Source organism: Rhizobium sp. O111, from assembly GCF_055616315.1.
On the sequence record NZ_JBSHXL010000002.1, the window covers coordinates 322,894 to 349,053 of the forward strand.

23 protein-coding genes are annotated in these 26,160 nt (G+C 61.6%); 10 read left to right on the forward strand and 13 right to left on the reverse strand.

What is annotated here, in order from left to right:
• Nucleotides 1-226: 226 nt before the first annotated feature.
• Nucleotides 227-2,173 carry a methyl-accepting chemotaxis protein gene (locus ACVTFQ_RS21055; RefSeq protein WP_162724579.1) on the forward strand — a complete coding sequence of 649 codons (1,947 nt, stop codon included), beginning with the start codon at nt 227-229 and terminating at the stop codon, nt 2,171-2,173.
• 138 nt (nt 2,174-2,311) lie between these two features.
• Here the strand turns inward: ACVTFQ_RS21055 and ACVTFQ_RS21060 are convergent, their stop codons facing one another.
• From ACVTFQ_RS21060 to ACVTFQ_RS21070, 3 genes are all read right to left on the reverse strand, one after another.
• Nucleotides 2,312-3,778: an MDR family MFS transporter gene (locus tag ACVTFQ_RS21060; protein WP_112949429.1), complete on the reverse strand. Its 1,467-nt coding sequence runs from the start codon at nt 3,776-3,778 to the stop codon at nt 2,312-2,314.
• Between the two features lie 214 nt (nt 3,779-3,992).
• Nucleotides 3,993-4,754: an alpha/beta fold hydrolase gene (locus tag ACVTFQ_RS21065; RefSeq protein WP_112949428.1), complete on the reverse strand. Its 762-nt coding sequence runs from the start codon at nt 4,752-4,754 to the stop codon at nt 3,993-3,995.
• Between the two features lie 48 nt (nt 4,755-4,802).
• Entirely contained in the window at nt 4,803-6,572 is a 1,770-nt protein-coding gene (locus ACVTFQ_RS21070) for a cytochrome c biogenesis protein DipZ (protein ID WP_112949458.1), read from the reverse strand.
• Nucleotides 6,573-6,882: 310 nt separating this feature from the next.
• Between ACVTFQ_RS21070 and ACVTFQ_RS21075 the strand changes: the two genes are divergently transcribed.
• The 3 genes from ACVTFQ_RS21075 (at nt 6,883) to ACVTFQ_RS21085 (ending at nt 10,073) form a co-directional block, all read left to right on the forward strand.
• Nucleotides 6,883-7,923 carry an alpha/beta fold hydrolase gene (locus ACVTFQ_RS21075; protein ID WP_112949427.1) on the forward strand — a complete coding sequence of 347 codons (1,041 nt, stop codon included), beginning with the start codon at nt 6,883-6,885 and terminating at the stop codon, nt 7,921-7,923.
• 96 nt (nt 7,924-8,019) lie between these two features.
• Nucleotides 8,020-8,760, forward strand: coding sequence for a response regulator (locus ACVTFQ_RS21080; RefSeq protein WP_112949426.1), 741 nt, complete (start codon nt 8,020-8,022; stop codon nt 8,758-8,760).
• On the forward strand, nt 8,757-10,073 hold the full coding sequence (locus ACVTFQ_RS21085) for an ATP-binding protein (protein WP_470423995.1): 1,317 nt from the start codon (nt 8,757-8,759) through the stop codon (nt 10,071-10,073). Before ACVTFQ_RS21080 ends, ACVTFQ_RS21085 begins: the two co-directional genes overlap by 4 nt.
• 97 nt (nt 10,074-10,170) lie before the next feature.
• Here ACVTFQ_RS21085 and ACVTFQ_RS21090 read toward each other — a convergent pair whose 3' ends face one another.
• Nucleotides 10,171-11,169 carry an NAD(P)-dependent alcohol dehydrogenase gene (locus ACVTFQ_RS21090; RefSeq protein WP_413391237.1) on the reverse strand — a complete coding sequence of 333 codons (999 nt, stop codon included), beginning with the start codon at nt 11,167-11,169 and terminating at the stop codon, nt 10,171-10,173.
• A 581-nt stretch (nt 11,170-11,750) separates the two neighbouring features.
• Here ACVTFQ_RS21090 and ACVTFQ_RS21095 point away from each other — a divergent pair.
• Nucleotides 11,751-12,167 (forward strand): organic hydroperoxide resistance protein, encoded by a 417-nt coding sequence (locus ACVTFQ_RS21095; protein ID WP_047504242.1) that lies wholly within the window; start codon nt 11,751-11,753, stop codon nt 12,165-12,167.
• A gap of 21 nt (nt 12,168-12,188) precedes the next feature.
• Nucleotides 12,189-12,317 (forward strand): hypothetical protein, encoded by a 129-nt coding sequence (locus ACVTFQ_RS21100; protein ID WP_413391131.1) that lies wholly within the window; start codon nt 12,189-12,191, stop codon nt 12,315-12,317.
• A 94-nt stretch (nt 12,318-12,411) separates the two neighbouring features.
• Here ACVTFQ_RS21100 and ACVTFQ_RS21105 read toward each other — a convergent pair whose 3' ends face one another.
• Entirely contained in the window at nt 12,412-13,602 is a 1,191-nt protein-coding gene (locus tag ACVTFQ_RS21105; RefSeq protein WP_112949423.1) for an acyl-CoA dehydrogenase family protein, read from the reverse strand.
• A 376-nt stretch (nt 13,603-13,978) separates the two neighbouring features.
• On the opposite strand from ACVTFQ_RS21105, the gene ACVTFQ_RS21110 reads away from it, so the two are divergent.
• Complete coding sequence (locus ACVTFQ_RS21110; RefSeq protein ID WP_470423996.1) at nt 13,979-15,121, forward strand: beta strand repeat-containing protein; 1,143 nt, start codon at nt 13,979-13,981, stop codon at nt 15,119-15,121.
• 82 nt (nt 15,122-15,203) lie between these two features.
• Here the strand turns inward: ACVTFQ_RS21110 and ACVTFQ_RS21115 are convergent, their stop codons facing one another.
• The 6 genes from ACVTFQ_RS21115 to ACVTFQ_RS21140 all read right to left on the reverse strand — a co-directional run bounded on the left by ACVTFQ_RS21115 (nt 15,204) and on the right by ACVTFQ_RS21140 (nt 22,116).
• Nucleotides 15,204-16,217 (reverse strand): LacI family DNA-binding transcriptional regulator, encoded by a 1,014-nt coding sequence (locus ACVTFQ_RS21115; RefSeq protein ID WP_112949421.1) that lies wholly within the window; start codon nt 16,215-16,217, stop codon nt 15,204-15,206.
• Between the two features lie 108 nt (nt 16,218-16,325).
• A complete protein-coding gene (locus tag ACVTFQ_RS21120; protein WP_112949420.1) occupies nt 16,326-17,606 on the reverse strand; it encodes a D-tagatose-bisphosphate aldolase, class II, non-catalytic subunit in 1,281 nt (426 codons plus the stop codon).
• 1 nt (nt 17,607) lies between these two features.
• Nucleotides 17,608-18,552: a tagatose kinase gene (locus tag ACVTFQ_RS21125; RefSeq protein ID WP_112949419.1), complete on the reverse strand. Its 945-nt coding sequence runs from the start codon at nt 18,550-18,552 to the stop codon at nt 17,608-17,610.
• 19 nt (nt 18,553-18,571) lie between these two features.
• On the reverse strand, nt 18,572-19,534 hold the full coding sequence (locus ACVTFQ_RS21130) for an ABC transporter permease (RefSeq protein WP_018898013.1): 963 nt from the start codon (nt 19,532-19,534) through the stop codon (nt 18,572-18,574).
• The gene (locus ACVTFQ_RS21135; RefSeq protein ID WP_112949418.1) at nt 19,531-21,048 is read right to left on the reverse strand and encodes a sugar ABC transporter ATP-binding protein; all 1,518 of its coding nucleotides are present in this window, start codon (nt 21,046-21,048) and stop codon (nt 19,531-19,533) included. Before ACVTFQ_RS21135 ends, ACVTFQ_RS21130 begins: the two co-directional genes overlap by 4 nt.
• A 174-nt stretch (nt 21,049-21,222) precedes the next feature.
• Nucleotides 21,223-22,116 carry a substrate-binding domain-containing protein gene (locus ACVTFQ_RS21140; RefSeq protein WP_112949417.1) on the reverse strand — a complete coding sequence of 298 codons (894 nt, stop codon included), beginning with the start codon at nt 22,114-22,116 and terminating at the stop codon, nt 21,223-21,225.
• 393 nt (nt 22,117-22,509) lie between these two features.
• Here ACVTFQ_RS21140 and minC point away from each other — a divergent pair, with 393 nt between their 5' ends.
• Genes minC through minE form a run of 3 tightly spaced genes read left to right on the forward strand, consistent with a single transcriptional unit; the run spans nt 22,510 to nt 24,333 of the window.
• Nucleotides 22,510-23,232, forward strand: coding sequence for a septum site-determining protein MinC (minC, locus tag ACVTFQ_RS21145; RefSeq protein ID WP_112949416.1), 723 nt, complete (start codon nt 22,510-22,512; stop codon nt 23,230-23,232).
• Between the two features lie 31 nt (nt 23,233-23,263).
• Nucleotides 23,264-24,079 carry a septum site-determining protein MinD gene (minD, locus tag ACVTFQ_RS21150; RefSeq protein ID WP_018896961.1) on the forward strand — a complete coding sequence of 272 codons (816 nt, stop codon included), beginning with the start codon at nt 23,264-23,266 and terminating at the stop codon, nt 24,077-24,079.
• Nucleotides 24,076-24,333: a cell division topological specificity factor MinE gene (gene minE, locus ACVTFQ_RS21155; RefSeq protein ID WP_018896962.1), complete on the forward strand. Its 258-nt coding sequence runs from the start codon at nt 24,076-24,078 to the stop codon at nt 24,331-24,333. Before minD ends, minE begins: the two co-directional genes overlap by 4 nt.
• Nucleotides 24,334-24,391: 58 nt before the next feature.
• On the opposite strand, the gene ACVTFQ_RS21160 is transcribed toward minE, so the two are convergent.
• Together ACVTFQ_RS21160 and ACVTFQ_RS21165 are read right to left on the reverse strand one after the other, a co-directional pair.
• The gene (locus tag ACVTFQ_RS21160) at nt 24,392-24,622 is read right to left on the reverse strand and encodes a hypothetical protein (protein ID WP_018896963.1); all 231 of its coding nucleotides are present in this window, start codon (nt 24,620-24,622) and stop codon (nt 24,392-24,394) included.
• A gap of 212 nt (nt 24,623-24,834) precedes the next feature.
• Nucleotides 24,835-25,935 carry a DUF2218 domain-containing protein gene (locus ACVTFQ_RS21165; protein WP_112949415.1) on the reverse strand — a complete coding sequence of 367 codons (1,101 nt, stop codon included), beginning with the start codon at nt 25,933-25,935 and terminating at the stop codon, nt 24,835-24,837.
• Nucleotides 25,936-26,160: the final 225 nt, after the last annotated feature.

Consider the following 26,160-nt stretch of genomic DNA (forward strand, 5'->3'; position numbering starts at 1 on the left):
TCAGCATGTTGCCAGCCAATCCGGACAGTTTTAATGGTTTTGTAAGTTAATTGTATGACGAATGGATCTCGGCAGTTCTGGGAGGAGCTATTCGCCATGACGGTGGAGTTGCGCTGCCATGCCCCTCCATATGTCGGTAGATGTTCGTGCATGCCTGGTCGACCCGTGAATGCGTGGGCCCGCCGGTAGAGCGATGAACAGTATCGGCCGCGCGTCAGGCCTTGCCATGAGCTTTCTTCAAAACGCTAAAATTCGCACGAAAATTGTCGCCGTGATTGCCTTGATGGGTATCACCGCGATCGCCGGACTTGCCTATGTCAGCACGCAATTCAAGAATGCGGACAGCCGATATGCAAGCTTCCTGTCGCATGAAAGCATGGCGGCGACCCTCAACGCCAGGGCGACCGGCGGCCTGTTGCAGCTTGGATTCCAGCTGGGCCTGATGATGATCAACGATCCCGCATCTCCCGAGTTCGCGGCGTCCATCAAGATCTACAACGACAACCTGGCTCTGATGAAGGAGCGCATCGTAACCACCGGACGCCTCGTCGAATCGAGAGCTGAGCCGGCCGCGGCGATGCTGACCGCTATCGCGGCCTTCGACACGACGGGTCAGCAGGTCATTTCGTTGGTCAGGGAAGGGAAGCGTGACGAAGCCGTTGTGGTCATGCGCCGCGCCGGCAATCAGCTGACGGCGATACTGCCGCTGTTTGCTGGTGGCAACGATCAGTTGATCAAGATGATGGAAGAAGGAACCGCCGACCTCCAGGCAACGACCGACCACACGATCATCACCGGCCTGTCGGCACTTGGCGTTGCCCTGCTTGCCATCGTCGCCCTTGGCCTCTTTGTCGCCTCGCGCGGCATCACCACACCGATCGACCGTCTTCGCGAGCGGATGCGGACGCTGGCATCCGGCGATACGGCAAGCGAGACCCCAGGCCTGGATCGCAAGGACGAGGTTGGCCAGATGGCTGCGGCGGTCGCGGTTTTCCGCGATAACGCGCTCGAACGTTCGCGTCTTGAGCGCGAAGCCGATGAAGGCCGCTCGCTGTCGGAACATGAGCGCCGGGCTCGTGAAGCTGCCAAGGAGAAGGACGCCGCCGATACCCGCGAAGCTGTCGAAGCGCTCGCGCTCGGCCTCAGCCGGCTTGCCGACGGCGATGTTTCTCATCGCATATCCAAGCCATTCGTCGATCACCTGGATTCTCTGCGCAACAGCTACAACCTGTCGCTCGACAAGCTGCAGGCTGCCCTGCAGGCGGTAGGCCAGAATGCCGGTGTCATCAATTCCGGCGCCGCGGAAATTCGCTCTGCCGCCGATGATCTCGCGCGCCGCACCGAACAGCAGGCCGCTTCTCTCGAAGAAACAGCAGCGGCTCTGGAACAGATCACCACAACGGTGCGCGATTCGACCAAACGCGCCGAAGAGGCAAGCGTGCTCGTCGAGCGCACGCGGTCTGGTGCGGAGAAGTCGGGCGGCGTTGTACGCAATGCCGTCTCGGCCATGAACGAGATCGCCAAATCCTCCGGCGAGATCAGCAACATCATCGGCGTTATCGACGACATCGCGTTTCAGACGAACTTGCTGGCCTTGAACGCGGGTGTCGAGGCGGCGCGTGCCGGCGAAGCCGGCAAGGGATTTGCTGTTGTTGCCCAGGAAGTCCGTGAACTCGCGCAGCGGTCGGCCAAGGCGGCAAAGGAGATCAAGTTCCTGATCACCACGTCAGAAACGCAGGTCAGCACCGGTGTCAATCTCGTCGGAGAAACCGGCACGGCGCTTGTCCAGATCGAAGCGGAAGTGACCGAAATTACCCGGCATGTCCGCGCTATCGTCGAGGCCGCGCGCGAGCAGTCGACGGGCATTCAGGAGATCAATACCGCGGTCAACACCATGGACCAAGGCACGCAGCAGAACGCGGCGATGGTTGAACAGACCAATGCCGCGAGCCATAGCCTGGCCAAGGAAGCCAGCGCGTTGAATGCGCTGCTCGGTCAGTTCACGCTCGACCAGCATGCTCGCTCGCCGGCGCGGACATCGCCCTCGGTTGCCACCGAAACATCGCGACCGGTGGTATCGCACGCGCGGGCGTTGACGCAGCGCCTGGCATCCAGCTTCAAGGGTGGAAATGCCGCTGCTGCGGTCGCGCACAATGATTGGGAAGAGTTCTGATCTGGAGCTTGCGGCGTCGAGTGACGGCGCCGCGCAGACGTGATTGCGGATCGGCCATGTCTCATGGCCGATCTTTTTTGTCTTAGGCCAAACCAGACGATGCATGCCCTTGCCGGCCAGGCTTCGCGCGCGGCCCTATCAGGCGCTCTTCGGAGCCGCCTGCGGCGCTAGCTGATGCGGCACCAGCAGGCAGGCCGGGACAATCAGGACGGCGATCAGCATCATCACCATGAAGGTCGCGTGAAGAGCCTGCTGCAAAGCGAGGCGGATTTCGCCGCCGCCGCCAAGGGCTGCGCCGGTGCCGTTCAGCAGAGCCCGCAGTTGCTCGGGCGTGATCGCCTGCCCGTTGTTGGCGTGTGCCAGACCATAGGTCAGAACCGCGCCCAGCACCGCGGCACCGAGCGTGCTGCCGAGATTGCGCGAAAACACGTTGGAAGCGGTGGCGCTGCCCCGGTCGGAAGCCGTCACGCTCTCCTGGGTCAGGATGAGGGCGCCGATATTCAGCAAGCCCATTCCAAAGCCCATGATGAGCGAGCCGGCAGCTGCCAGCACGGGAGAGCTGGACGGTGCCAGCAGCACGAGCAGGCAGGTTCCGACCGGTATGAACAGGCTGCCGACAATCATGATCGGGCGCAGACCGAAGCGGGAGAACTGACGCGACGCGATTGTCGCGCCGCAGGGCCAGCCGAGCAGCAGCATGGTCAGGGCAAAGCCGGCCACAAGCGGCGAGCGGTCGAGCACGGTCTGCACATACATCGGCAGGAAGGTCGTCAGGCCCATGATCGACATGCTGGCGAAAAAGACGGCCAGGTTGGCGAAGGCGATCGGCCGCCTCAGCCAGAGGTCGGGAGCGACCATCGGCGCTTCGGCGCGCCGTTCCTGCCAGATAAAGGCGACGAGCGCGAAAAGAAAGATGACGAAGGCTGCTATGGTGTAGCTGGAGAGGCCGTTTTCCACCTCGGTGAGCGCGATCATCAGCGCGGAAATCGAGACGGCGAAGAGTGCGGCGCCAAGCACGTCGATCGAGACGACGCGCGGCCGCTTTTCCTCGTGCAGGAACAAGATGAAGCACAGCGCCGCCAGAAGACCGACGGGTATGTTGATCCAGAAGATCCAGGCCCACGGCAGGCTGTGAATGATGATACTGCCGAGAAGCGGCCCGACGACAGCGGACAGCGCCCAGACGCTTGCGAGGTATCCCTGCACCTTGCCACGCTGGTTGCCTGGAAACAGATCGGCGACCACGGTCATTGCGACAGGCTGAAGGGCGCCGGCGCCGATCCCCTGCAGCAAGCGAAACGCGATCATCGACGGCATGGACCAAGCGAAGCCGGCGAGGATGGAGGCCAGCAGAAACAGCGCGATGCCAACCAGCAGCATCGGCTTGCGACCATAGATGTCCGCCAGCTTTCCGAAGATCACGGTTGTCGCTGTCTGCGTCAGAAGGAAGGACGAAAAGACCCACGAATATAGATTGATCTGGCCGAGCTGGGCTGCGATCTGCGGCATTGCCGTTGAGACGATCGTCGCTTCGATGGCGATCATCGCCATGCTTGCCATGATCGCGACAACGACCAGTCCGCGATGCGAAGTTCTTTGTGTCATAGGAGGCTTTCGAGGCAAACGTCGGCGTAGACAATCAAGCCTGCGGCGTCGACGGTTATTGGGTAGTGCCCTTACTATTCCTCGCAGCCGCCGCGTCAAGAGCTTTTGGCCGTGAACTTCTCGTAAGTGGTTGGATGAACGGGAGAGGGAAACGCGTTGTCTTCGCGCTCCCCTCTTGTCTCTTATGTCCAGACAATAGCCTAAGGCCAGGTCTCTACTTCCCAGCCTCATGCGCGGCGGCTTCGATAACGGCCGCGACCTTGTCCGGCTGCGAGGCGAAGACTGCGTGGCTTGCCTTGATCTCCGTCACCGCACTTCCCGCGCGCTTTGCCATGTCGCGCTCAAGCGCGGGGTTGATCGACCGGTCGTCGGTCGCAACCACGGACCAGCTCTTCTTTGTCTTCCAGGCGGGATCAGCGCCGATCTTCGCCGCGAAGGCCTGCTTTGCCGCGAAGACCTGCGACTTGGCGAGAAAGGCGGCGTCGTCCTTGGGCAAGTCGGCGGCGAAGTCGTTGGCGAAGGCGGCGGGGTCGAGGTAGAGATATTGTCCGTCCTTCGTCTCGCGGATGTTCATGCCGCCCGCCGGCTTGGAGCTTGCCAGCGACAGCAGGCTTTCGCCCTTGTCCGGCTGGAATGCGGCGACATAGACGAGGCCCGCGACATGGGCGTTGTGGCCAGCCTCGGTGATGACCATGCCGCCATAGCTGTGGCCGACAAGCAGCGTCGGGCCGTCCTGAAGATCGAGTACGCGATTGGTGGTGGCAACGTCGTCGGCAAGCGAGGTGATCGGTTCCTGCACGATCGTGACGTTGAAGCCGCGCTTCTCCAGGATATCGGTTGCCTTGCGCCATCCGGAGCCATCGGCGAGCGCGCCGTGGACGATGACGATGTTCTTCACCTCGGCGGCTTCGGCCGCGTAGGCGACAACGCTGGTGGCGCATGCAAGGGCGAGGGTGGCTATAATGCGACGGTTCATGGAAGTGTCTCCTTTGGATTGACCGTGAGGTTGGGTAGAGGGTTAGCTTCAGCCGAAGGTGAAGGCGTAGGCTTCGACGCCGGGGTCTAGAAAGCGAATCTGGAAGTTGTGCGCCTCGATGTCGCCGACCTGGCGGACAAGCTGATAGAGCCTGGTTGAGGTGACGGTGCCGTTGCCATCGGCGTCGGTGTCCGCGCCGTGGTTGGCACCGGGCGCCTTGCCGTCGATCGTCACCTGGAAGCGGACGGGCTTTCCGGATGCGTCCGGACCGAGGACCAGATGCAGGTCGCGGGCGCTGAACCGGTAGGCGATGCCGCCATCCGCCTGCTCAAGCGTTGCCTGCTCGCGGCCGATCGTCCATGCGCCCGACAGTCCCCATTCGTTGAGGCCGAGATCGCCGACCGAGTAGGTTCTGTTGGCGTCGTTGTGCAGGCCTTCCGGCGAGGCGAAGTTGGTGGCCTGTTCGTAGCCGATGTAGGTCTCGCCGGAACGGATGTCCTTGAGATCAGGGCTTGCTTCCGTGCCCTTGGCATCCGGCGCTACCGTGCTGGCGGTCACCTTCGCGCTGCCGTTTTCGCGGATCAGGTCCTGGATCGCCTGTTCGGTCTGGCGATAGTTGCCTTCGCCGAAGTGGTGGTAGCGGATCTGGCCCTTGGCATCGATCAGGTAGTGGGCCGGCCAGTAGTTGTTCTCGAAGGCGCGCCAGATCTTGTAGTCGTTGTCGATGGCGACGGGGTAGGTGATCTTGGCGTCGGCGACGGCCTTGCGGACATTGTCGATCTTCTTCTCGAAGGCGAATTCCGGGGCGTGTACGCCGATCACGACAAGACCCTGATCCTTGTACTTCTCGGCCCAGGCCCGAACGAAGGGCGTGGTGCGGATGCAGTTGATGCAGGAGTAGGTCCAGAAATCGACGAGAACGACCTTGCCGCGCAGCTGTTCGGCGGTCAGCGGTGGCGAGTTCAGCCATTCGACGGCACCGTCAAGCGATGGCGCGATGCCTTCGACCGGCAGGCTTGCCTTGAACGGCAGGTTGCCGGCGGCGGTCATTGCACCGTTGCTCGCGACCTCGGCGGGTGCCGCCAGATCGCGCCTTGCGTTGAAACGGTCGAGAACGGCCTGTTCGAACGAGGTCGTGCTGGCGTAAGACAACCGTGCCAGAAGGCCGGTATCGGCGCCGAGCGCGATTGCGGCGGCGCCGGCAAGGACTGCAGCACCGAGTACCTGGCGAACACGCTCGCTGACACCAAGCGACTGCTTCATGCCGGCAAACACCTTGCCTCCGACGAGCAATGCGACGGCAAGCGAAGTGGCCGCCCCGGCTGCATAGGCGATGAGCAGAAAGGTCGTTTGCAGATTGGCGCCCTGCAGCGCGGCACCCGTCAGAACGAGCCCAAGGATCGGGCCGGCGCAAGGCGCCCATAGGAGACCGGTCGCGATGCCGAGGGTCAGCGAGCTTAGCGCCGTCGGCGCAGCGCCCGGCTTGCCGGAGGCCTTCACCAACCGGTTGCCGAAATCGACGACCGGCTGCGTGATCGTGCTTGCGACCCGCGGCGACAGCAGGCTGACGCCGAAGATGGCGAGCAGGGTGAGGGCTGCGAGGCGACCATATTCATTGGCGTGGATCGCCCAGCTGCCGCCGACCGCCGCAAGCGACGCGACAACCGCGAAGGTGGCAGCCATGCCGATCAGCATCGGCAATGTGCTGCGCAGAAACGGCTGGCCGGCACGGGCGAAAACGAAGGGAAGGATGGGCAGGATGCAGGGGCTGAGGATGGTCAGCGCCCCTCCGAGATAGGCAATGATGAGAAGCGTCATCGTCGTCTCCTTTGAAACCAGGTGCGGATGCTGAAGGGCGACTGGCTCGATCAGCAGTGACGACAATCTGTTGTGATGACGTATCCGGGATGTGTCCGGCCTCTAGGAGAAGTGTGTCGAACTGTAGCGATCGCGGGCCGTGCTACAGAGCGAAACAATCGGCAGCGAAAAGGTTTGGCGATTGTATCGCAATGTATCCGGGCGGGCGGGAGCTACAGTCGTATGCAATAACGGGCCGCCGGCGACACATCGGGGATACACGGCGCCGGCTTTATGGCGATCATAGTCAACACGGACAGGAGAGAGACCCATGACCAACGCAATCAACCTCGATCGCCGCCGCTTCTTCGGCATCGCCGCAATGACCGTCGCCGCTGTCGAGTTCGGCGCCGCGACGCTGGCAAACGCGCAGACCGCTGCTGCTTCGCCTGCAAACAAGGTCGGCGGGCACCAGTCGTTTGAATCGCTGAAGCAGATCAATGCCGGCGTGCTCAATATCGGCTACGCCGAGGCCGGCCCGGCAAACGGTCCTGTCGTCCTGCTCCTGCATGGCTGGCCTTATGATATCTACAGCTATGTCGACGTTGCTCCGATCCTCGCCAAGGCCGGATACCGCGTGATCGTCCCCTATCTTCGCGGATACGGCACCACCACATTCCTTTCCAAGGATACGCCACGCAACGGCCAGCAGGCCGCGCTCGCAGCAGACATGATCGCGCTGATGGATGCGCTCAAAATCGAGAGCGCGATTGTAGCGGGCTACGACTGGGGTGCGCGCACCGCCGACATCATGGCTGCCCTCTGGCCGGAACGCTGCAAGGCACTGGTATCCGTCAGCGGCTATCTCATCGGCAGCCAGGAGATCAACAAGAAGCCGCTCGCGCCGAAGGCCGAGCTTGCCTGGTGGTATCAGTTCTACTTTGCCACCGAGCGCGGCCGCGCAGGCTATGCCGCCAACACTCGCGACTTCGTGCGGCTGATCTGGGAAACCGCGTCCCCCACCTGGAAGTTCGACGACGCAACCTTCGATCGTTCGGCACCCGCCTTCGACAATCCCGATCACGTCGACATCACCATCCATAACTATCGCTGGCGTCTCGGCATCGTTGAAGGCGAAGCGAAGTACGATGCCTATGAAAAGAAGCTGGCCATGGGCCCCGTCATCACCGTGCCTACCATCACCATGGAAGGCGACGCCAATGGCGCGCCGCATCCCGACCCGTCGGCCTATAAGGTCAAGTTCTCCGGCCGCTACGAGCATCGCAACATAACCGGTGGCATCGGGCACAACCTGCCGCAGGAAGCGCCCGAGGCTTTTGCCCAGGCCGTGATCGACGTCGCGTCGTTCTAAGGTGATCGGCCACCGCGCGAAATCCCCTTTACTCGCGGTGGCCGACGCGAAACTAATGGCTCACTTCAAGGCTGCGAATCGTGTGAAAGACGAGACATGGAGCACATTGACCATATTCTGATCGTGGACGACGATCGTGAGATTCGCGAGCTCGTATCGAGCTACCTGAAGAAGAACGGCCTGCGCACGACCGTTGCCGCCGATGGCCGCCAGATGCGCAGCTTTCTCGAAGGCAATTCCGTCGATCTGATCGTGCTTGACGTGATGATGCCGGGTGACGACGGCCTGGTGCTTTGCCGCGAGCTCAGGGCCGGCAAGCACAAGGCGATACCGGTGGTCATGCTCACGGCGCGTGACGACGAGATGGACCGGATCATCGGGCTCGAAATGGGCGCCGACGACTATCTGCCGAAACCCTTCGCAGCGCGCGAGCTTCTGGCGCGGATCAAGGCGGTGTTGCGCCGGACGCGCATGCTGCCGCCCAATCTGCAGATCACCGAGGCCGGGCAACTCCTGACATTCGGCGACTGGCGGCTCGATACCGTCGGCCGCCATCTGCTCGACAAGGAGGGAACCGAGATCGCGCTGAGCGGCGCCGAATACCGGCTGCTCCGTGTCTTCATCGATCATCCCCAGCGCGTGCTCAATCGCGACCAGCTGCTCAACCTGACGCAGGGCCGCGATGCGGAGTTGTTCGACCGCTCGATCGATCTTCTGGTGAGCCGCGTGCGCCAGCGGCTGGGCGACGATGCGCGCGAGCCGACTTATATCAAGACGGTGCGCGCCGAAGGCTATGTCTTCGCCGTTCCCGTGGAGATATCGGAGCCGAGGACATGAGTGAGGCGCGCCCTCGCATCGGCTGGTGGCCGGGCTCGTTGCGCTCCCGGCTCTTTCTCATCCTATTTGCCGGTCTGGCAATCGCCTATGGCTTGTCGTTCAGCATCCTCTTTGCCGAGCGCTACATGTCAGCCAAAGCCGTTATGCTGGGCACGCTGGAAAGCGATTTGGCGACCTCGATCGCCGTCATCGATCGTCTGCCCGCCAATGAACGGGCCGACTGGGTCGATCGCCTGAGCCGCGGCAATTATCGCCTCGTTCTCGGTCCGGGGCTTCCCGGCGTGTCCGACATGTCCGGCCGGGGCGCCGAGATCGCGGAACGGATCGAGGAGGCGGCGGGTCACAAGTTTCCGCTCAAGGTCGAATCCATCCCCGGTGACGGCAAGAGGCTCCAGGCCCATTTGACGCTGTCCGATGGTGCGCCGCTGACGATCGACGTCACGCCGCGCGGCGTCATGCCGCTGGCGGAGTGGCTGCCTTACGTCTTCGCAGCGCAGATGGCGCTTCTCCTCATATGCACGTGGTTTGCCGTACGCCTGGCCATTCGTCCGCTGAGCGCGCTTGCCGCCGCCGCCGACACGCTCGATCCGGCCAAGAAGGGCGAGCCGATGAGCGAGCGGGGGCCGAGCGAAGTCGCCCACGCCGCACGCGCCTTCAACGCGATGCGCGACCGGATCGCGCATTATCTGGAGGAGCGCGTGCAGATTCTGGCTGCGATCTCGCACGACCTGCAAACCCCCATCACCCGCATGCGGCTGCGCGCCGACATGGCCGACGATTCGCCGGAGAGGGACAAGCTGGTCAACGATCTCCGCGAGATCGAGCGGCTGGTGCAGGACGGCATCGCCTATGCGAGAAGCTCGCATGGCAGCGGCGAGAAAAACTCCCGTATCGATCTCTCTTCTTTCATCGACAGCATCGCCTACGATTATCAGGACACCGGCAAGGCCGTGACCGTGCTCGGCGTCGTTCAAGGCACGGCGTCGACCAAGCCGCATGCGCTGCGGCGGATTCTCACGAACTTCATCGACAATGCGCTGAAGTTCGCCGGTAGCGCCGAAATAGCCGTCGAGCGGAGCGGGGAAGGCGAGGTCGTCGTCACCGTCTTGGATCGCGGGCCGGGTATTCCCGACGATATGCTTGAAAGCGCCATGCAGCCCTTCTTCCGTGTCGAGACATCACGCAACCGCGAGACTGGCGGAACCGGCCTTGGACTGGCGATTGCCCAGCAGCTGGCCGGAACGATCGGTGGCTCGGTGCGGCTCTACAATCGCATGGGTGGCGGCCTCGCGGCCGAGGTTCGGTTCCGCTAAGGGCCAGTCCCCTGCGACCTCGGCCGCCACGCCAGCAACTCCAGCCTCGTAGCAGCATGGAAAATGCTGCTACGAGGGGCTCTTAAGCGCGCGGACGTTAGCTCAACGTCGACATGTCCACAACGAACCGATAGCGAACATCATTCTTCTCAAGGCGCTCGAAAGCCTCGTTGATCTGGTCCGCACGGATCAGTTCGATATCCGCGACGATTCCATGCTCGGCGCAAAAGTCCAACATTTCCTGAGTTTCGGCGATGCCGCCGATATTGGAACCGGAGAAGCTGCGCCGACCCTTGACCACGTTGAAGGCGCCAATTTCGAGCGGTTTTGCGGGCAAGCCGACCAGAACGAGGTTGCCGTCGATCGCCAGAAGATTCAGGTAGCTGTTGACATCATGAGAGGCCGAGACCGTGTCCAGGAGGATGTCGATCTTGGAGCTGAACTTCTTCATCTGTTCCGGATCGGTGGAGAGAACGGCTTCGTGAGCACCGAGACGCTTGGCATCCTCAACCTTGGACGGAGACGTCGTAAACACGACGACGTGCGCACCCATCGCCTTTGCTATGCGTATCGCTACGTGGCCGAGCCCGCCAATACCCACGATCCCGACGACTTTCCCTGCTCCGGCGCCCCAGTGCTTGAGCGGCGAGTACACGGTGATGCCTGCGCATAGAAGTGGCGCGGCGGCTGCGAGATCAAGGTTTTCGGGAACCCGAAGAGTATACTTTTCCTTGCAGACATATGTTTGCGAGAAGCCGCCATAGGTGATGCCGCCGAGAACCCTGTCCTGGGAATTATATGACAAGGTCGTACCCTCGACACCTTCGCAGAACATTTCAAGGTCACGGTGGCAGGCAGGGCATGTGCCGCAGGAATCGACGATGCAGCCGACTGCTGCAAGATCTCCAACCTTGAACGAAGTCACCGCGGAGCCTACGGCTGTCACTCGTCCCACTATTTCATGCCCGGGCACCATCGGATACCTGCTCGCGCCGAAGTCGTTCTTCACCTGATGAAGATCGGAATGGCAGATTCCACAATATAGAATGTTGAACTGCACATCATCGGGTCGCAAGTCACGACGTTCGATGTTCATAACGCCGAGCTGTTGGTCCGATGCTTGGGTGCCTACGGCTTTGATTGCAAGGGTCATATCTGGTCTGCCTTTTAGAATGATGCTTCTCGTCACGTCGCGACAATGCCCGCCATGGGCAGCATTCGCGTACCGGCGTCGTGCTCAGCCGGGATGCCGGCACTCCACGCGAGGCCGAACTATATCGACGTCTTATGCCTACGATTAGTCGAATGAACTGGCATAACCCTATGATGCCCATGCATGAATGACGGTCGTCTAACATCAGGCCGGTGACGAACAGCCCAGCCACGTTCCGCGAAGCCTACGTGCCACGGGCGGCAAATATATCGCCGGGTAGCATCAACGGATACGGCTTTGAATGCCCTGGGTGCGGGTGAGACACTTGCGACTTGTTTCACACCAGAATGAAAAAGCTTGTGGCAGCCAGCCCACGCCCAAATGTCGACGAAGCCGTTGCCTACGTTCTGATACACTTCCAGCATTTTCCGAAACATGCCGGATACGCTGATCCATCAAAACACTCCCTGTCACCGGACGTCGCCCAAGCGACAAAACAAAGCGACGCAACAAAGGAGTGTTCCATGACCAAGATCGATACCGTTCTCTACACTGGCAAGACCCACACCACAGGCGGCCGCGAGGGATTTGCCCGCAGCGATGACGCGCAGCTCGACATTCGCCTGTCGCCTCCCGGCAGCGGCAAGCCGGGGACCAATCCGGAGCAGCTCTTTGCAGCCGGCTGGTCGGCCTGCTTCATCGGCGCGATGACCAAGGCCGCCGGGAAGCGCCAGCTCAGGCTCCCAGCCGAGACGGCGGTCAACGCCGAGGTCGATCTCGGAACCACCGATGGTGCCTATTTCCTGCAGGCGCGCCTGGCGATCAGCCTGCCGGGGATCGATCCCGAACTCGCCCGCGCGATCGTCGAGGATGCGCACCAGACATGCCCCTACTCGAAGGCAACGCGTGGCAATATCGCCGTCGAGCTGACATTGGTCTGAGAGGGCGGCAGGGGAGATGTTATGATGAAGATAGCTGTCTTCGCGATCATGATCGCGGCGGTCCTCGCATCGCCCTGCATCTACGATGCCATGTCGAACGAGTTGTCTCCGCTCGCCAGCGCGCTGGCCCTTTCCGAGGTGGCGTATTGACGGAAACAGCGATCGACCGGGTGGTCGATCGCTGCCCTCGACGTATTCAGATGCCAGCGGCGACGCCGGCGCGCTCGTCTTCCCGCGTGGTACGCTAAAAGACGCTACTTGCTTGTGGTGTCACGCCGTTGAGATGGTAGTTGCCGACCGCGTGGTATCGCTGGCGTGTGGGATCATGCGCTGCATGCGTACACCCGTCATGCCAAGCGCCATCGGTTGCCGCGCCGTCATTGTCAAAGAGCAGATCGGTGAGTTCGCGCAATGCATCAGAGGTCTGGACGGCGATCTCCGATGTTACGGCTTGAGCAGCGGCGGCGGCAAGCGTTGCGGCAAGGACGCTGTCTCCCGTTGTCTCGACCTGCGCGATATCGATCTTGAGGCCGGCGCTTTCGACCAATGCCGTTGCCGCCTCCAGCCTGATTGCAATTTCTCCCACTCTGGCGATCGTCTTCGGATCGTCCGATGCCTTGCCTCGGACAGTCCAGGGGTACGAAAGTGCTTTGATCACATCGATCGTCTCGGCAAATCGCGCGCGCGCGATGCCGAGATGGATGCCGGCGTCGATGATCTGGCCAGCGGGACAGATCGTCGTCGGGCGTTCAAAACCCTTGTAATGCGGAATGACGGCATCGGCCTGAACGTAGGTGTTGTTGATTATCGCGGTATCGCTTGGTGCGCTGCCGCTTATGTTCCTGATCGTTTCGATGCCGGCGGCGCCGGGCGGCACAAAGGCGAGGCTCAGCTTGTCATCTTCATTCAGCGCGAAGATCGCGATCCAATTCGCCGAGGCTAAGTCGGCGGAGCAGGACTCTCGACCGTTGATCCGATAGCCAAGGCCGTCGCGTTCGATCCGTGTGCCGAGTGTGCTGCTTGCGGTGGCGTCGCGTTCCTTGCCGGCGAAGATGTCGCCCGAAAGCGTGCGCTGGAAGAAGAAGCTCTTCTGCTCTTCACTACCATCGGTCCGCAATGCCTCAAGAATGTAAAAATGGTCACGCGGGATCTCGCCAATATGCTCATCGGCGGCCGTCAGGATCGCGATCACTTTCGCAAGAATGGTGTTCGAGACGTCAATCCCGCCATATTCCGGCGGAACCGTTATCGCCAGAAGCCCGGATTGCGCCAATGCTTGGCACTTTTCATGTAACGATGTCGGCGCTTGATCGGTATCTGCTCTCTCCCGCAGACGATGCGCCAACTGGTGCGCCGCGGCAATCGCCTCCTCCTCGCTTATCAAACGTGCCGTCAGCTGCCGAATTCGATCCGTTGGGTAGGGTATCGTGTCCATCTCGCTCTCCCAGGCTGAGGTTCATAATGGATGGGAGATCGGAAGAGGAAAGGAAAGAACATTAAATCCATAAACTATTGCGGGATTGAAAAGTCCTTTCCTCAGCGCCGCGCGCCTTTCCGGCTCCGTTCGATCTGCCGGGCGGGTATTATTGTCAATGTCGGGGCGGCGTTAAGCTTTCGTTAGGCAGCTTCGTTGGCTGCCCCGCGCACGTCAGGAACCTACCGCGTGCTCGCAGCTTTACTCATATACGATTGTCGAACGGTCGCAGGCCCACATCGGTCTCACCGCATCGCTCTCGAAGTGCGCACTTCCGCTTTTTTTGACCCGAGGCACAGTCCTCTTCAGGACATAACGGAGGAGAAAAATGATGTACATGAAGTCAACTATTGCCGCATTGGCCGCAGGCTGTGCCAGCGTCCTCGTTCCGCTGCCATCCGCAGCCTTTGATATCGGCGGCTCCAACGGGATCAGCGTCAACGGTAGCGGCGGCGGACTGAACGTGTCCATTGGCGGCACGAATGGGGTCAACGCCACCGTCGGCGGCGGCTCGAACCTCGCGAATGTTTCCGTCGGCGGGGCCAGCGGCGTGAACGCGGATGTCGGAGGCAACTCTAGCGGCGGTCTTGGTGTCAACGCATCGGTTGGTGGTTCCGGCGGCATCAACAGTGCCACCTCCGTCGGCGGCACCGGCAGTTCGTCCGGTGGCTTGGGCGTCGGTACCACAGCAACAATCGGTGGAACCGGCGGCGTCAACGCGGATGTCGATGCGGTGATCGGCGGTTCTAACCTTGCGACCGTGAACGCCCTCGCCAATGTCGGATCTGGAGACAACACGCTCGCGGACGTCAATGCAAACGTCGCGATTGGCGGCGAGGCTGCTGGCACGAGTGGTAACCCTGCCGGATTGGTCGATCTTGGCACAACTGTCAGCGTTGGCGGCACAAATGGCGTGAATGCCGATGTCGGCGCTGCGGTGGGCGGCTCGAACGTCGCGACCGTAGTTGCAGTCGCCAATGTCGGCGCCGGCGATAATACGCTTGCCGATGTCAACGCCAATGTCGTGGTCGGCGGAAACACCGCCGGTTCCGGTGGCAATGGCTCGACAAGTGGTCCGCTGCTCGACACCGGTGTCACGGCCAGCATCGGCGGTTCGGGCGGTGTGAATGCGGATGTCGATGCCACCGTAGGCGGCACGGGCCTTGCCAGCGCCAACGCGATGGCCAACGTCGGACTGGGGGACAATACACTTGCCGAAATCAGCCTTGCCATCCCGTCGACGACGACACCCTCCGGCCCGGGTTCCGTCGATCCTGGCACCCCCGGCACCGGCACGGGCGACAACGATAGCAGCGATAGCGGCGCAACCCCTGAACGGGATCGCAGCCTTGCGATGATCAACGACATGTCGGCCAGGGATCGTGCGAAGGCAAAGACGCGCTGCAAGGACGTCGTGCGATCGGGTGGCTTTGAAGCCAGCTTGGTCAGCCTTTGCAAGATGGTCATTGCCACCCGCTGATGTCATTGCATTCGGGGCGTCGGCATCGGCGCCCCGATACACATGAGCAGATGTCCAACGCGTGAAACGAATGGCGGCTGGTTTATGCGGATTGTCTGAGAATGATCTCTGCGTTCAGCAGGACTTGCTCAGGCACGCTCAACGCCGATCCTTCGGCCTCCTGGTCCAGTTTCTGCAGCAACAACTGCATGGCGATGCGGCCTATGTCGTTGTAGCTCTGCGCGACGGTCGTAATCGGCGGGCAGGCATAGCGTGACAGTGGGTGGTCGTCGTGGCCGGCAATGCGCAGGCTGCAATCGGGCGTGCGGCCGATCTTGACGCCGGCCTGAAAGGCCGCCGCGATGGCCCCGAATGCAACGCGGTCGTTCGCGCAGAGAACTGTCGCGGTCGGGAAGCCGCCCCCCTCGAGAATTCGCTTCGTTTCGTCATAGCCAAATTTTTCGAAGTCCCAGCCTGCCGCCTTTTCGATGGGCAGCACGATCGGCTCCATCCGCAGTTCTGTCATCGCCTCGACATAGGCGGTCTCACGCGTCGAAGCATTGGTGTTGACCGACGGCATCCCCAGGTAGCATGGGGGTTCCCCGGACCGGCACAGATAATCCACGATCAGCTGGAAGCTCTGGCGGTTGTTCGTGCCGACGAAAGGCGAGACATCGTCCAGTGGCGAATCCACGAAGATCAGCGGTATCGACGCCGACAGCGCAAGCAGCGTTTCGTGATGCGACTGCACGCCGAGCGGGGCGATGATGGCGCCTGCGACGTTCATCGATTTCAGCGTTTCGATGGCGCGCGCTTCCATCAGGGCATTGCCATCCGACGACAGCACGAAGGCGAGAAAGCCGGCATCGTTGGCGATGAGCTCGACCCGGCGCGTCAACGCCATGTAGAACGGGTCGGTCGAGTTGGGAATAATGATCCCGATGATGTTGCTGCGCCGGCGATTGAGATTGACGGCAAAGAGGTTGGGGCGAAAGCCGCTCTCCTTGAGCGCGGCCTCGATGATGTCGCGGGTCTTGCGCCGCACGGAGCTCGGGTCGTTGAAATACTTCGAGACCGTCGGCCGCGATAGGCCGACATACTCGGAAAAGTCCTCCATCGTTTTGATCGGCCTGTCTGACAAACGCGCGTCCCACCCGCTTTTTTAATCGATTGAAATATTTGACGCAGTTCAATCAAAACTTTTGCGCCGGTGCAAGCCGCGCCTTTAGGCGCGGCAGGCTTCGAAATAATCTTCCAATACGCGGTCGATGGCTGCGAGCGCCAGCGAACGTGCCTCCGGCTTGATCTTGCCATCACGCACGCCGACATAGGCGCCTGTGAGATACTGGTTGATCAGGGTCTCCGGAATCTGCACGCCATCCAGCAGCGAAAACAGTGCCTTCACCGCCGCGTCGATCTCCGGCTGCGGCCAATAGTAGCGGATACGGTCACTGTAGCTGAAGTGGCGCTGAATGTGCTTTTCGGCGTCCGTGCCGTGATAATACTTGTCCCAGTTCTTGGGATCCGCCGTCAGCACGCGCTCGATGGTCGCGACCAGCGTCTCCTTGCGCATGTCGGGAAACAGGAAGGCGGCGATCTGGTCGAGCCCGTAATAGGCCTCGCGCAGCGCAAAGGTCAGGCCGGGACCAACCTTGAGGATGGCGAAACCATCCATGACGAGCTGGCGCAGCATGTCGCGGCTCTGGTAATCGGTGGAGTGGGCCTCGAAGACCATGCCCGGCATGTCCGAAAGCGTGGCGCTCAGTGCAGCAGCCTTTTCAGGAGCGTAGGCAATGACGTTCTCGTTGCCGAATTCCACGCCCGGCTGGACCACGGCGCCGACAACACGGGAGAACGCATCCGACACGCCGGCGGCCTCGAAAGCCTGGCGGTGGATGGCAATGGTTTCGCGCGCAGCTTCCGGCTTGGTCACCTCGAGCTCATCAAGCTCTTCCATGGCACCGCCTGGGATCGGTACTTCCGTACCGACGATGTAGACCGGCTTGATGCCATCAGAGCTCTTCAGCGCCGCCTCGGCCACTGAGGCGAGCTTTGCTGCGCGCTCAGCGGTGATCGCATCGGGCAGGGCAATCGGCTCACCGGCGCAGCCCATGCTGGTGTCGAGATGCAGCTTGGTGAAGCCGGCCTTGGCGAAAGCCTCTATCATGGTGCAGGCCTTGGCCATCGCCTCGTCGGCGGGCAGGCTCTTCCATGGATTGGGACCGAGGTGGTCGCCGCCGAGGATCAGCTTCCCCAGCGGAAAGCCGGTATCGGCCGCGATCTTTTCCACGAAGGCGCGGAAATCGGCGGGCGTCATGCCGGTATAGCCGCCGTCCTGGTTCACCTGGTTGCAGGTCGCCTCGACGAGCAGGCATGCATCCTGCTTCAGCGCGTGCAGCATCGACGCCTCGATGACGAGAGGATGGGCCGAGCAGATCGAGGGAATGCCCTTTACGCCGTTGCCGTGGCGCCATTGTGCGATATCCGTGAGGTAGCTCTTCTGCATGTCAGGCTTGTCCTTGCGCTTTGATGAGGGCGTCGAGTTCGGCTTGGGTGGATGCGCCTTCCATCGGGCCGGCCTTGGTGACCGCGCGGGCGCCGGAGGCGTTTGCGTAACGCAGTGCTTCGGCCGGGTGCATTCCCTTCAGCCAGAAGGTGACGAAGGTCGCGCCGAAGCAGTCGCCGGCGCCGGTCGGGTCGACTTCCTCGACCTTGTAGCCCTCAAGATCGATCTGGGTGGTCTTGTCGAAGTAGCTGGAACCCTTTTCGCCACGCTTGATGACGATGGCCTTGATGCCCTTGGCGAGCAGCTCGGCGACAGCTTCTTTCTCCGTCCTCGCCTCGGCGAACAGGAACAGTTCCTCACCGCTCGGCATGAAAAGATCGGTAACCGATAGAACGGTCTGCAGCGCCTCGCGCATGCCGGGGCTATCGAGGATTTCAGGGCGCAGGTTCGGGTCGAAGGACACGGTGCCGCCGGCGGCCTTGATGCGTTCAACGGCAGTGAGGATGCTCTTTACCACGCTTGGGGCGTAGAGAGCGGTGCCCATGACGTGCATGTGCGTGCAGCCGTCGATCAACGCCAGCGTCTTCTCCGACAGCTCGATCTCGCCGCAGGCGCTGTGGCGGATGTTGAAGACGAAGGCGCGGCTGCCGTCCTCGCGGTAGCGAACGAAGGCGCTGCCGGTCGTGCCCTGCGGGACAACCTCGATGCCGGAGACATCGACACCGTCTTCGGTCAGGCGATTAATGTTGACCCAGCCGAAATCGTCGTCGCCGACGCGGGAGATGATCGCGCATTCCTGACCGAGCTTGCCGACCTGGTCGATGAAGATGGCCGGTGCGCCCGAAGGGAAGGGGCCGATCAGCGGCACGGCTTCGCGAAAGCCATTACCGCGATTGGTGGCGACGATTTCGACCAGGATTTCGCCGATGGTGAGGATTTTCGACATGGCTATCTGCTCTTGAAGTTTACTGCTTGGCGCGCTTCGAGCGCACGTCGAGATAGACGGCGACGAGGATGACGAGGCCCTTGACGATCAGCTGGTAGAAGTAAGGCACCGACAGCATGTTCATGCCGTTGTTGAGGACGCCGATGATGAGCGCACCGATCAGCGTGCCGATCATGGTGCCGACACCACCGGCAAGGCTCGTGCCGCCGAGAACGGCCGCGGCGATGGCGTCGAGCTCGTAGCTCATGCCGGCGTTGGTTTGGGCCGAGAACAGACGCGAGGAGAGCAGAATGCCGCTGATCGCCGCCATGATGCCTGATATCATGAAGATGATGATCTTCAGTCGATCGACCTTGATGCCGGAATAGAGCGCTGCCTCGCGGTTGCCACCGGTGAGATAGGCGCGGCGGCCGAACTTGGTCTTGCTGAGCAGGATGTGGTTGAACAGGAAGAGCACCGCCACGACCCAGATGACGATCGGGATGCCGATGAAGCTCTGGGTGCCGATAGCAGTCCAGGTCGGCTCCATGATCATGGCAGGCGCGCCGTTCGTCGGCAGGCTGACCATGCCGCGATAAATACCCATCGTGGCCACGGTGACGATGAAAGACGGCAGCAGGAATTTCGCCGTCAGCACGCCGTTGGCGAGACCCAAAAGCGCGCCGGCGGCGAGCGTCAGCACGAGTGCGGGAACGAAGCCCATACCGAACGCGAAACATTGCGCGCCGACCATGCCGGCGACAGCGATGATCGAGCCGATCGACAGGTCGATCTCACCGAGCAGAATGACCCAGGTCATGCCGAAGGCGGCGATCGCGATGACCGAAACCTGCTGCAGCACGTTCAGGAAGTTGGCAACGGACATGAACCGCTGGTTGGTGATCGAGAAGATCACGCAAAGGACGATCAGCGATAGGAAAATACCGCCATACTGCTTCATTACCTGCCGGAATGCGGCATTAGCTGCGTGTCTGTCGCTCATGATACAAATCCCGTAGCAAAGCTCATGATCTTCTCCGGTGTCATCTGATCGCCGGCAACGATGGCGGTGGCCCGCCCTTCGCTCATGACGACGGCGCGGTCGCTCATGCCGATGACTTCGGGGAGTTCGGAGGACACCAGCAGGATTGCCGTGCCTTCCGCCGCCAGCTGGCGGATGATCTTGTAGATTTCGAATTTGGCGCCGACATCGACGCCGCGTGTCGGCTCGTCGAGGATGAGGATCCTCGGTTTTGTCAGCAGCCACTTGGCCAGCACGATCTTCTGCTGGTTGCCGCCGGATAGCGATCCCGCCGAGGTTTCAAGCGACGCCGTCTTGATGGCGAGCCGGCTGACTTCCACCTTCGCGTCGTCGCGTTCACGGCGACGCTTGAGGAAGCCGAAGGAGCTGGAATAGTTGTCGAGCGCCACCATCGAGATGTTGCTCTCGACGCTGTGGCTAAGCACGAGCCCCTCTTCCTTGCGGTTCTCGGTCACGAAGCCGATGCGCCGGTTGATGGCATCGACGGGGGAGGTGATCGTCACCGCGCTGCCGTCGATCGAGATCGTGCCCGAGGTCGGTTGCGTCATGCCGAAGAGGGTCTTCATCACTTCCGAACGGCCGGAACCGATCAGGCCGAAGAAGCCGAGGATCTCGCCGGGGCGCACATCGAATGAGATGTTCTCAAACTCGTCGTGGCTGGAAAGGCCGCTCACCGCCAGCACCGGCTTTTCTGCAAGCTCAGGCGCCGGCACGTCGCGCGGCGGGTAAATCTCGTTCATGTCGCGGCCGACCATCAGGGCGATCAGCTCGTCGATCGTGGCTTCGGACTTGTCGCGGGTGGTGATGTAGCTACCATCGCGGACGACGGTGATGTCGTCGCTGAGCCGCATGATCTCTTCCATGCGGTGCGAGATGTAGATCACGGCCACGCCGCGTGCTTTCAGTTGCCCGATGATCTCGAACAGGATCTCGGCTTCGCTGTCGCTGAGCGAGGACGTCGGCTCGTCGAGGATGACGACCTTGGCGTCGATGCTCAGACCCTTGGCGATCTCGACCAGCTGGCGCTGGGCGATCGACAGGTCGCCGACGCGCTCCTGAACCGATATCGGCAGCTTCAGGTCGGCGACGATCGCCGCCGCCTGGCGCACCAGCGCCTTGTCGTTGATGAAGCCGGCCCTGGTCGGTTCGCGGGTCGCGAGAATGTTCTCTGCGACGCTCAAATTGTTGCAGAGGCTGAGTTCCTGGAAGACAATCGTCAGTCCCGCTGCCGCCGCATCCTGCGGATTGGCCGGCGCGTAGGGTTTGCCGTCTAGGAGGATCGAGCCCGATGTCGGCTGGTAGACGCCGGCCAGGATCTTCATCAGCGTCGACTTGCCGGCGCCGTTTTCACCGAGGATCGTATGAACCCGGCCGGGCCGAACCTTCAGCTGCATGTTCTTCAACGCGGTCACCGCGCCGAAGACTTTTGTAATGTCCTTGATCTCGAGGATCGCGTTGTCGCCGGAGGTTTCCATGGCGTCACCTTTCACCAAGAGCCGCAGGCATCGGGCGGATGCGTGGGGCGCTCTGATTTGTCGCGAGGATATCGCTGCTTTCCGGCGGCCAGCCCTTCGAAAGAACCCGGCCGCCGGAAGGAGCGGTCACTGTGCGATACTTGGGACCTTCGCACAGTGCGCCTTGGGAGGACTTTACTGCTTCTTGACGTAAACGCCGGGAACGATCGGCTGCTCGGCGGGCACGTCCTTGCCGGCCTTGATGTCCAGCGCTGTATCGACGGCGAGCTTGCCCATCTGGTCCGGGAACTGCTGGATCACGCCGACCATGTCGGGATCGCTGTCGACAGCCTTGATCGCCTCAGGCATGCCGTCGAAGCCGATGACCTTGACCTTGCCGGTCAGGCCGGACGACTTGACTGCAACCGCTGCAGCAAGAGCCGCGTCGTCGCCGAAGCCGAAAATGCCGTTGATGTCAGGGTTTGCCTGCAGCATGTTCTGCGCGACGGCGAGAGCCTCGGCGCGGGTGATGCCGGTCTGGATCGATACGATCTTGATGTCGGGGTGCTTGGCAATGGCTTCCTTGAAGCCGTTGACGCGGTTCACGACCGACTGGACCAACGGATAGTCGATGATCGCGACATTGCCCTTGCCGCCGAGCTGCTCGGCCATAAGTTCGCCGGCCTTTACGCCGCCGGCATAGTTGTCGGTGCCGATGTAGGACGAAACCTTGGCGCCTTCGACCGGAACGTCGACGGTGATGACCTTGATGCCGGCTGCCTCAGCGCGGGCGACGGCTGCGAGCGCGCCCTTGCTGTCGACTGGCGACATGATGATGACGTCAACGCCCTTGACGATGAAGTCTTCGATGTCGGCGAGCTGCTTGTTCAGGTCCTGATTGGCGATCGCGATCTCGACGGAGACATTCTTGGCCTTGGCTTCAGCGGTGATCGCCTTTGCAAGCTCGTTATAGAATGGGTGCTGCTGCGTGAGAAGCGACGCGCCAATGCCTTCAGCCTGTGCGGAGAAAGCGGCGAGCGTGAAGGCGGCGGAAACGAGCAGCGGCTTGGCGATGCGAGAAATAGTCAATTCTTCCTCCCGGAAACGTGTCGAGGCCTGTGCTTGGGGCCGTCGGATCTGGCCGCCTCCTGAGCCAACCGACGCCGCCTATTCATCATTAAACTTTGCGCGCGTCAACTTTAAAATCTGTGTGCGTCAATTTAGTTGGTGAGAACGGAATGCCTCGGGCAACCATTGGGCCGCGAAATTCCGGCCCGAATTTGTCGGCTTTTGGTTGCTCTTGGTGGCTCAGGCGGTGCCAACGTAGCCAGTTTCGGGCGGTTCCCGGTGCGTGGAATGAACGCCGAACCAGCCCCGAAAAATGTCGCGCGAGCAATGTCGGCTTCACGCTGTCGCGACCTGGCGTTAACCTTTTGTTAACCAAATCATCGTTAATAAATTCTCAACGATTTCTTAACGTAGATGACCAAATTGCTAACAGACGCCCGCTCCATCCGTATCAAGGGCCGCTCGTTCCTGGCGGTGATGCTATCGCCGGACCTACCGCTCGATGACTGGCTGGTGCGGTTGGATGATCTGGCCGCGCGATCGGCCGGCTTCTTCCTAGGTCGCCCCGTCGTGCTCGATATCAGCGAGCTGGAGGTTGATCGCGCGCAATTGAAGGAGCTGATCGCGGCGCTCGGCGAGCGCAATGTCAGCATCATGGGCATCGAAGGCGGGCGTCCTTCGCTGATCGGACCGGGCATGCCGCCGGCGCTTAAGGGCGGGCGTCCGGTTTCCGATTTCGAAATGCCGCAGAACGAACCTGTGCTCGAAGCGCCACGCAAGCCTGACGCAATCGAGACGCGGCAAACTCCGCAGTCACTGGTTATCCGGGAGCCGGTTCGCTCCGGGCAGTCTGTGATTTTCGCGGAAGGCGACGTGACCATCATCGGGTCGGTCTCATCAGGCGCGGAAGTCATCGCCGGCGGTTCGATCCATGTCTACGGCGCCTTGCGCGGACGGGCGATGGCGGGGTCGTTGGGCAATGCCTCGGCTCGCATCTTCTGCCGCAGGCTCGAGGCTGAACTGGTTGCCATCGATGGCATTTACAAAATGGCGGAAGACCTGGAGCCGGGGCTTCGCGGACAAGCCGTCCAGCTCTGGCTGGAAGACGACGCGATCAAGGCCGAGAAACTTAGCTGAGCCGAGGTTGGCCAGATATTAGGAGAGAAAGATGGGGAAAGTCATCGTCGTCACTTCAGGCAAGGGCGGAGTTGGAAAGACAACCTCCACCGCGGCACTTGGAGCGGCTCTTGCACAGAGAAACGAGAAGGTCGTCGTGGTCGACTTCGACGTCGGGCTGCGTAACCTCGATCTGGTCATGGGCGCCGAGCGCCGGGTCGTCTACGACCTGATCAACGTCATCCAGGGCGACGCCAAGCTGTCGCAGGCGCTGATTCGCGACAAACGCCTCGAGACGCTCTTCCTCCTTCCTGCCTCGCAGACACGCGACAAGGACAACCTCACGGCAGAAGGCGTCGAGCGCGTCATGGCCGACCTGAAGCGCCATTTCGACTGGGTCATCTGCGACAGCCCTGCCGGCATCGAGCGCGGCGCGACGCTTGCCATGCGCCATGCCGATGTCGCCGTCGTTGTGACCAATCCTGAAGTCTCGTCGGTTCGCGATTCGGACCGCATCATCGGCCTGCTCGATTCCAAAACGCTCAAGGCCGAGCGCGGCGAGCGGATGGAGAAGCATCTGCTTCTCACCCGCTATGATGCGAACCGCGCCGAGCGTGGCGACATGCTGAAGGTCGACGACGTGCTGGAGATCCTCTCCATACCGCTGCTCGGGATCATTCCTGAGAGCATGGACGTTCTGCGCGCGTCCAACATCGGCGCTCCGGTCACGCTCGCAGACAGCAAGAGTGCACCCGCCATGGCTTACTTCGACGCCGCCCGCCGCCTGGCCGGCGAAGAGGTGGCGATGACGGTGCCTGGCGAGAAGCGCGGTATCTTCGGCAAGATTTTTGGAAGGAAGGCCGCATGAGCATTTTTCGGCTTTTTGGAAAACAGAGAACCGCACCGGCTGCTCGCGAGCGCCTGCAGGTGCTCCTGGCTCACGAGCGGTCGTCGACCGGTTCCGATCTGATTACGGTTCTCCGCGAGGAAATCCTCGCCGTCATCGCCAAGCACGTGCAGGTCGACAACGACCGCGTGCATGTGAAGATGGACCGCGATGAGCACATGTCGATCCTCGAGATCGACGTCGAGATTCCGCTGAACGCAGCCCGCGCTGCCTGAGCGAGAATAGGGGAGGCGGCACATAACGTGCCGCTTTCAAATGACGGTGTGGCGGACTTCAGTCCTGTGGACCGCCAGGCTGCCAGTTGTTTTTGGCCAGTTCCCACTCGCCATCGGCGCCGATCTCGACGCGTTTGTTGCCGCGATAGAATATTGGCGTGCCCGACTTCTTATCGATTGCGAAGCGGCTCGGCGAAAACTTCGCCTTTTCCTTGCCGTCCAGGGCAAGCGCCAGTGCTTCCTTGAATTTTCCGCTTTTGCATAGTGCCATGAACTGGGCTTCATTCATCGGAGCACTCCTTATCGACACGTGCCGCTGTTCGACCGACATACGCGGCCGCAAAGGTTGAGAGCGTGACCTACTGCAGACACATGGCGTTCCGCAAGCCGAATGTCACCTCAGCGTCCGCTGCGGCCCAGCGATGAATGAGGCGGATGTCTTCGCTCCCATCACCGCTCTGCCGATGCCTGTCCCTATAAAGGCATGCGAGGTCGCCCCGATCAACCGGCCATTAGTCCGGTGAAGCCTCGCCTCCAGTAGCCGGCAGCCAGCGTCTGGTCGCGCCCATAGGACAGCGTGTCGCGCCAATACTCGCGGATCTCCTTGGTGGCCTCGTTCTCGGAGGCGAACCAGCCGAAGCTCGAGACGCCCTCGGGCCAATCCACCGCGCGGATCGCGCGGACCAATTCGCCGTGCTCGCCACCGGGAACCCCGTTGCGATGGATCCAGCGAAGCTCGATACCCTCGGGATGTGTGATCGGTTGCTCGTCGGTCGCGCGCGCGACTTCCACGAAGGCATGGCCGCGCGCATCGGCCGGCAGCCGCTCCAGAATTCGGCTCAGTGCCGGCAATCCCGTCTCGTCGCATCCCATGATGTACCAGTCCGCCGGCCTCACCGGGCGGCCGAGCGGTCCCATGATGCCGACCTCGTCGCCTTTCTTCGCATGCATGGCCCAGGCGCAGCCGACACCTTCATGCGCGCCATCGCCATCGCCGTGGACGACGAAATCGACATCTATGTAGCCTGCCTTCGCATCCATCTCGCGAATGGTGTAGACGCGTGCGACCGGCTTGCGCTCTTCCGATGGCCAGAACGTCAGGCCGTTCGGCCCGGCGATCGGCCACACCGGCTCGGGGACATTCGCTGTCGGAAAATACATGCGGATGTGCATGCTGTTGGGGTTGTCGAAGCGCTCGAGATGGCTGCCCGTCAAACGTACGCGTCGCATGCCCGGCGTGACCTGCCAGGCGCGCTCGACGCGCATGAGCCGGAAGGACGAGAGTGTCGTGTCGCCGGCGAGATCACCCGACCAGACGAATTGCGGCTTTTCGCTCTTCGCGTAGAGTTCGACGGCGACGCCGAGTAGTTCCTTGGCGCGGCGAAGGCCCTCTTCGTCCACAGATGAGGCTTCCATCGTCAGCTGCTCGGGCGCCATGTCGAAACGCGCGGAGGCGAAGGGGAATTCGAAGGTCACGCTGTCATCGGTCTGTACGACGGCGGCGTCGAAGCTCGCCAGCCGGTCGACGATCAGATGCAGGTATTCAGGCAGCTTCAGCAGGCGGATATCAGTGCTGCAACGCAATCGTGTGGGTTCGGTCATCGGGTATCACCTCGGGTAAACGACCGGGGAATGGCAAGCCATCCCCGATGGGACATCGGACACCCCGATCCCGCCCGTGGAATGATCCCGAAGCTCGTGCTGCTGCCATTACCTTTTGTACCTGCCTTAAAGTGCGCATGTACGGATCGGTATAGGCGACGTTTCAACGGTTTTCTACACCCATACCGGCTTTAGACGTGCGCAAATTTGCCGATCGGCAAGGCG

Bases quoted from the DNA above. Each gene is read 5' to 3' on its own strand.
- ACVTFQ_RS21080 (WP_112949426.1), top strand. From the start codon at position 8,020: ATGGAGCACATTGACCATATTCTGATCGTGGACGACGATCGTGAGATT.
- ACVTFQ_RS21065 (WP_112949428.1), bottom strand. From the start codon at position 4,754: ATGAACCGTCGCATTATAGCCACCCTCGCCCTTGCATGCGCCACCAGC.
- ACVTFQ_RS21115 (WP_112949421.1), bottom strand. From the start codon at position 16,217: ATGGAGGACTTTTCCGAGTATGTCGGCCTATCGCGGCCGACGGTCTCG.
- ACVTFQ_RS21095 (WP_047504242.1), top strand. From the start codon at position 11,751: ATGACCAAGATCGATACCGTTCTCTACACTGGCAAGACCCACACCACA.
- ACVTFQ_RS21110 (WP_470423996.1), top strand. From the start codon at position 13,979: ATGAAGTCAACTATTGCCGCATTGGCCGCAGGCTGTGCCAGCGTCCTC.
- minE (WP_018896962.1), top strand. From the start codon at position 24,076: ATGAGCATTTTTCGGCTTTTTGGAAAACAGAGAACCGCACCGGCTGCT.
- ACVTFQ_RS21125 (WP_112949419.1), bottom strand. From the start codon at position 18,552: ATGTCGAAAATCCTCACCATCGGCGAAATCCTGGTCGAAATCGTCGCC.
- ACVTFQ_RS21085 (WP_470423995.1), top strand. From the start codon at position 8,757: ATGAGTGAGGCGCGCCCTCGCATCGGCTGGTGGCCGGGCTCGTTGCGC.
- ACVTFQ_RS21160 (WP_018896963.1), bottom strand. From the start codon at position 24,622: ATGAATGAAGCCCAGTTCATGGCACTATGCAAAAGCGGAAAATTCAAG.
- ACVTFQ_RS21120 (WP_112949420.1), bottom strand. From the start codon at position 17,606: ATGCAGAAGAGCTACCTCACGGATATCGCACAATGGCGCCACGGCAAC.
- ACVTFQ_RS21130 (WP_018898013.1), bottom strand. From the start codon at position 19,534: ATGAGCGACAGACACGCAGCTAATGCCGCATTCCGGCAGGTAATGAAG.
- ACVTFQ_RS21075 (WP_112949427.1), top strand. From the start codon at position 6,883: ATGACCAACGCAATCAACCTCGATCGCCGCCGCTTCTTCGGCATCGCC.
- ACVTFQ_RS21100 (WP_413391131.1), top strand. From the start codon at position 12,189: ATGATGAAGATAGCTGTCTTCGCGATCATGATCGCGGCGGTCCTCGCA.
- ACVTFQ_RS21070 (WP_112949458.1), bottom strand. From the start codon at position 6,572: ATGACGCTTCTCATCATTGCCTATCTCGGAGGGGCGCTGACCATCCTC.
- ACVTFQ_RS21135 (WP_112949418.1), bottom strand. From the start codon at position 21,048: ATGGAAACCTCCGGCGACAACGCGATCCTCGAGATCAAGGACATTACA.
- ACVTFQ_RS21165 (WP_112949415.1), bottom strand. From the start codon at position 25,935: ATGACCGAACCCACACGATTGCGTTGCAGCACTGATATCCGCCTGCTG.
- ACVTFQ_RS21105 (WP_112949423.1), bottom strand. From the start codon at position 13,602: ATGGACACGATACCCTACCCAACGGATCGAATTCGGCAGCTGACGGCA.
- ACVTFQ_RS21060 (WP_112949429.1), bottom strand. From the start codon at position 3,778: ATGACACAAAGAACTTCGCATCGCGGACTGGTCGTTGTCGCGATCATG.
- minD (WP_018896961.1), top strand. From the start codon at position 23,264: ATGGGGAAAGTCATCGTCGTCACTTCAGGCAAGGGCGGAGTTGGAAAG.
- ACVTFQ_RS21090 (WP_413391237.1), bottom strand. From the start codon at position 11,169: ATGAACATCGAACGTCGTGACTTGCGACCCGATGATGTGCAGTTCAAC.
- ACVTFQ_RS21055 (WP_162724579.1), top strand. From the start codon at position 227: ATGAGCTTTCTTCAAAACGCTAAAATTCGCACGAAAATTGTCGCCGTG.
- minC (WP_112949416.1), top strand. From the start codon at position 22,510: ATGACCAAATTGCTAACAGACGCCCGCTCCATCCGTATCAAGGGCCGC.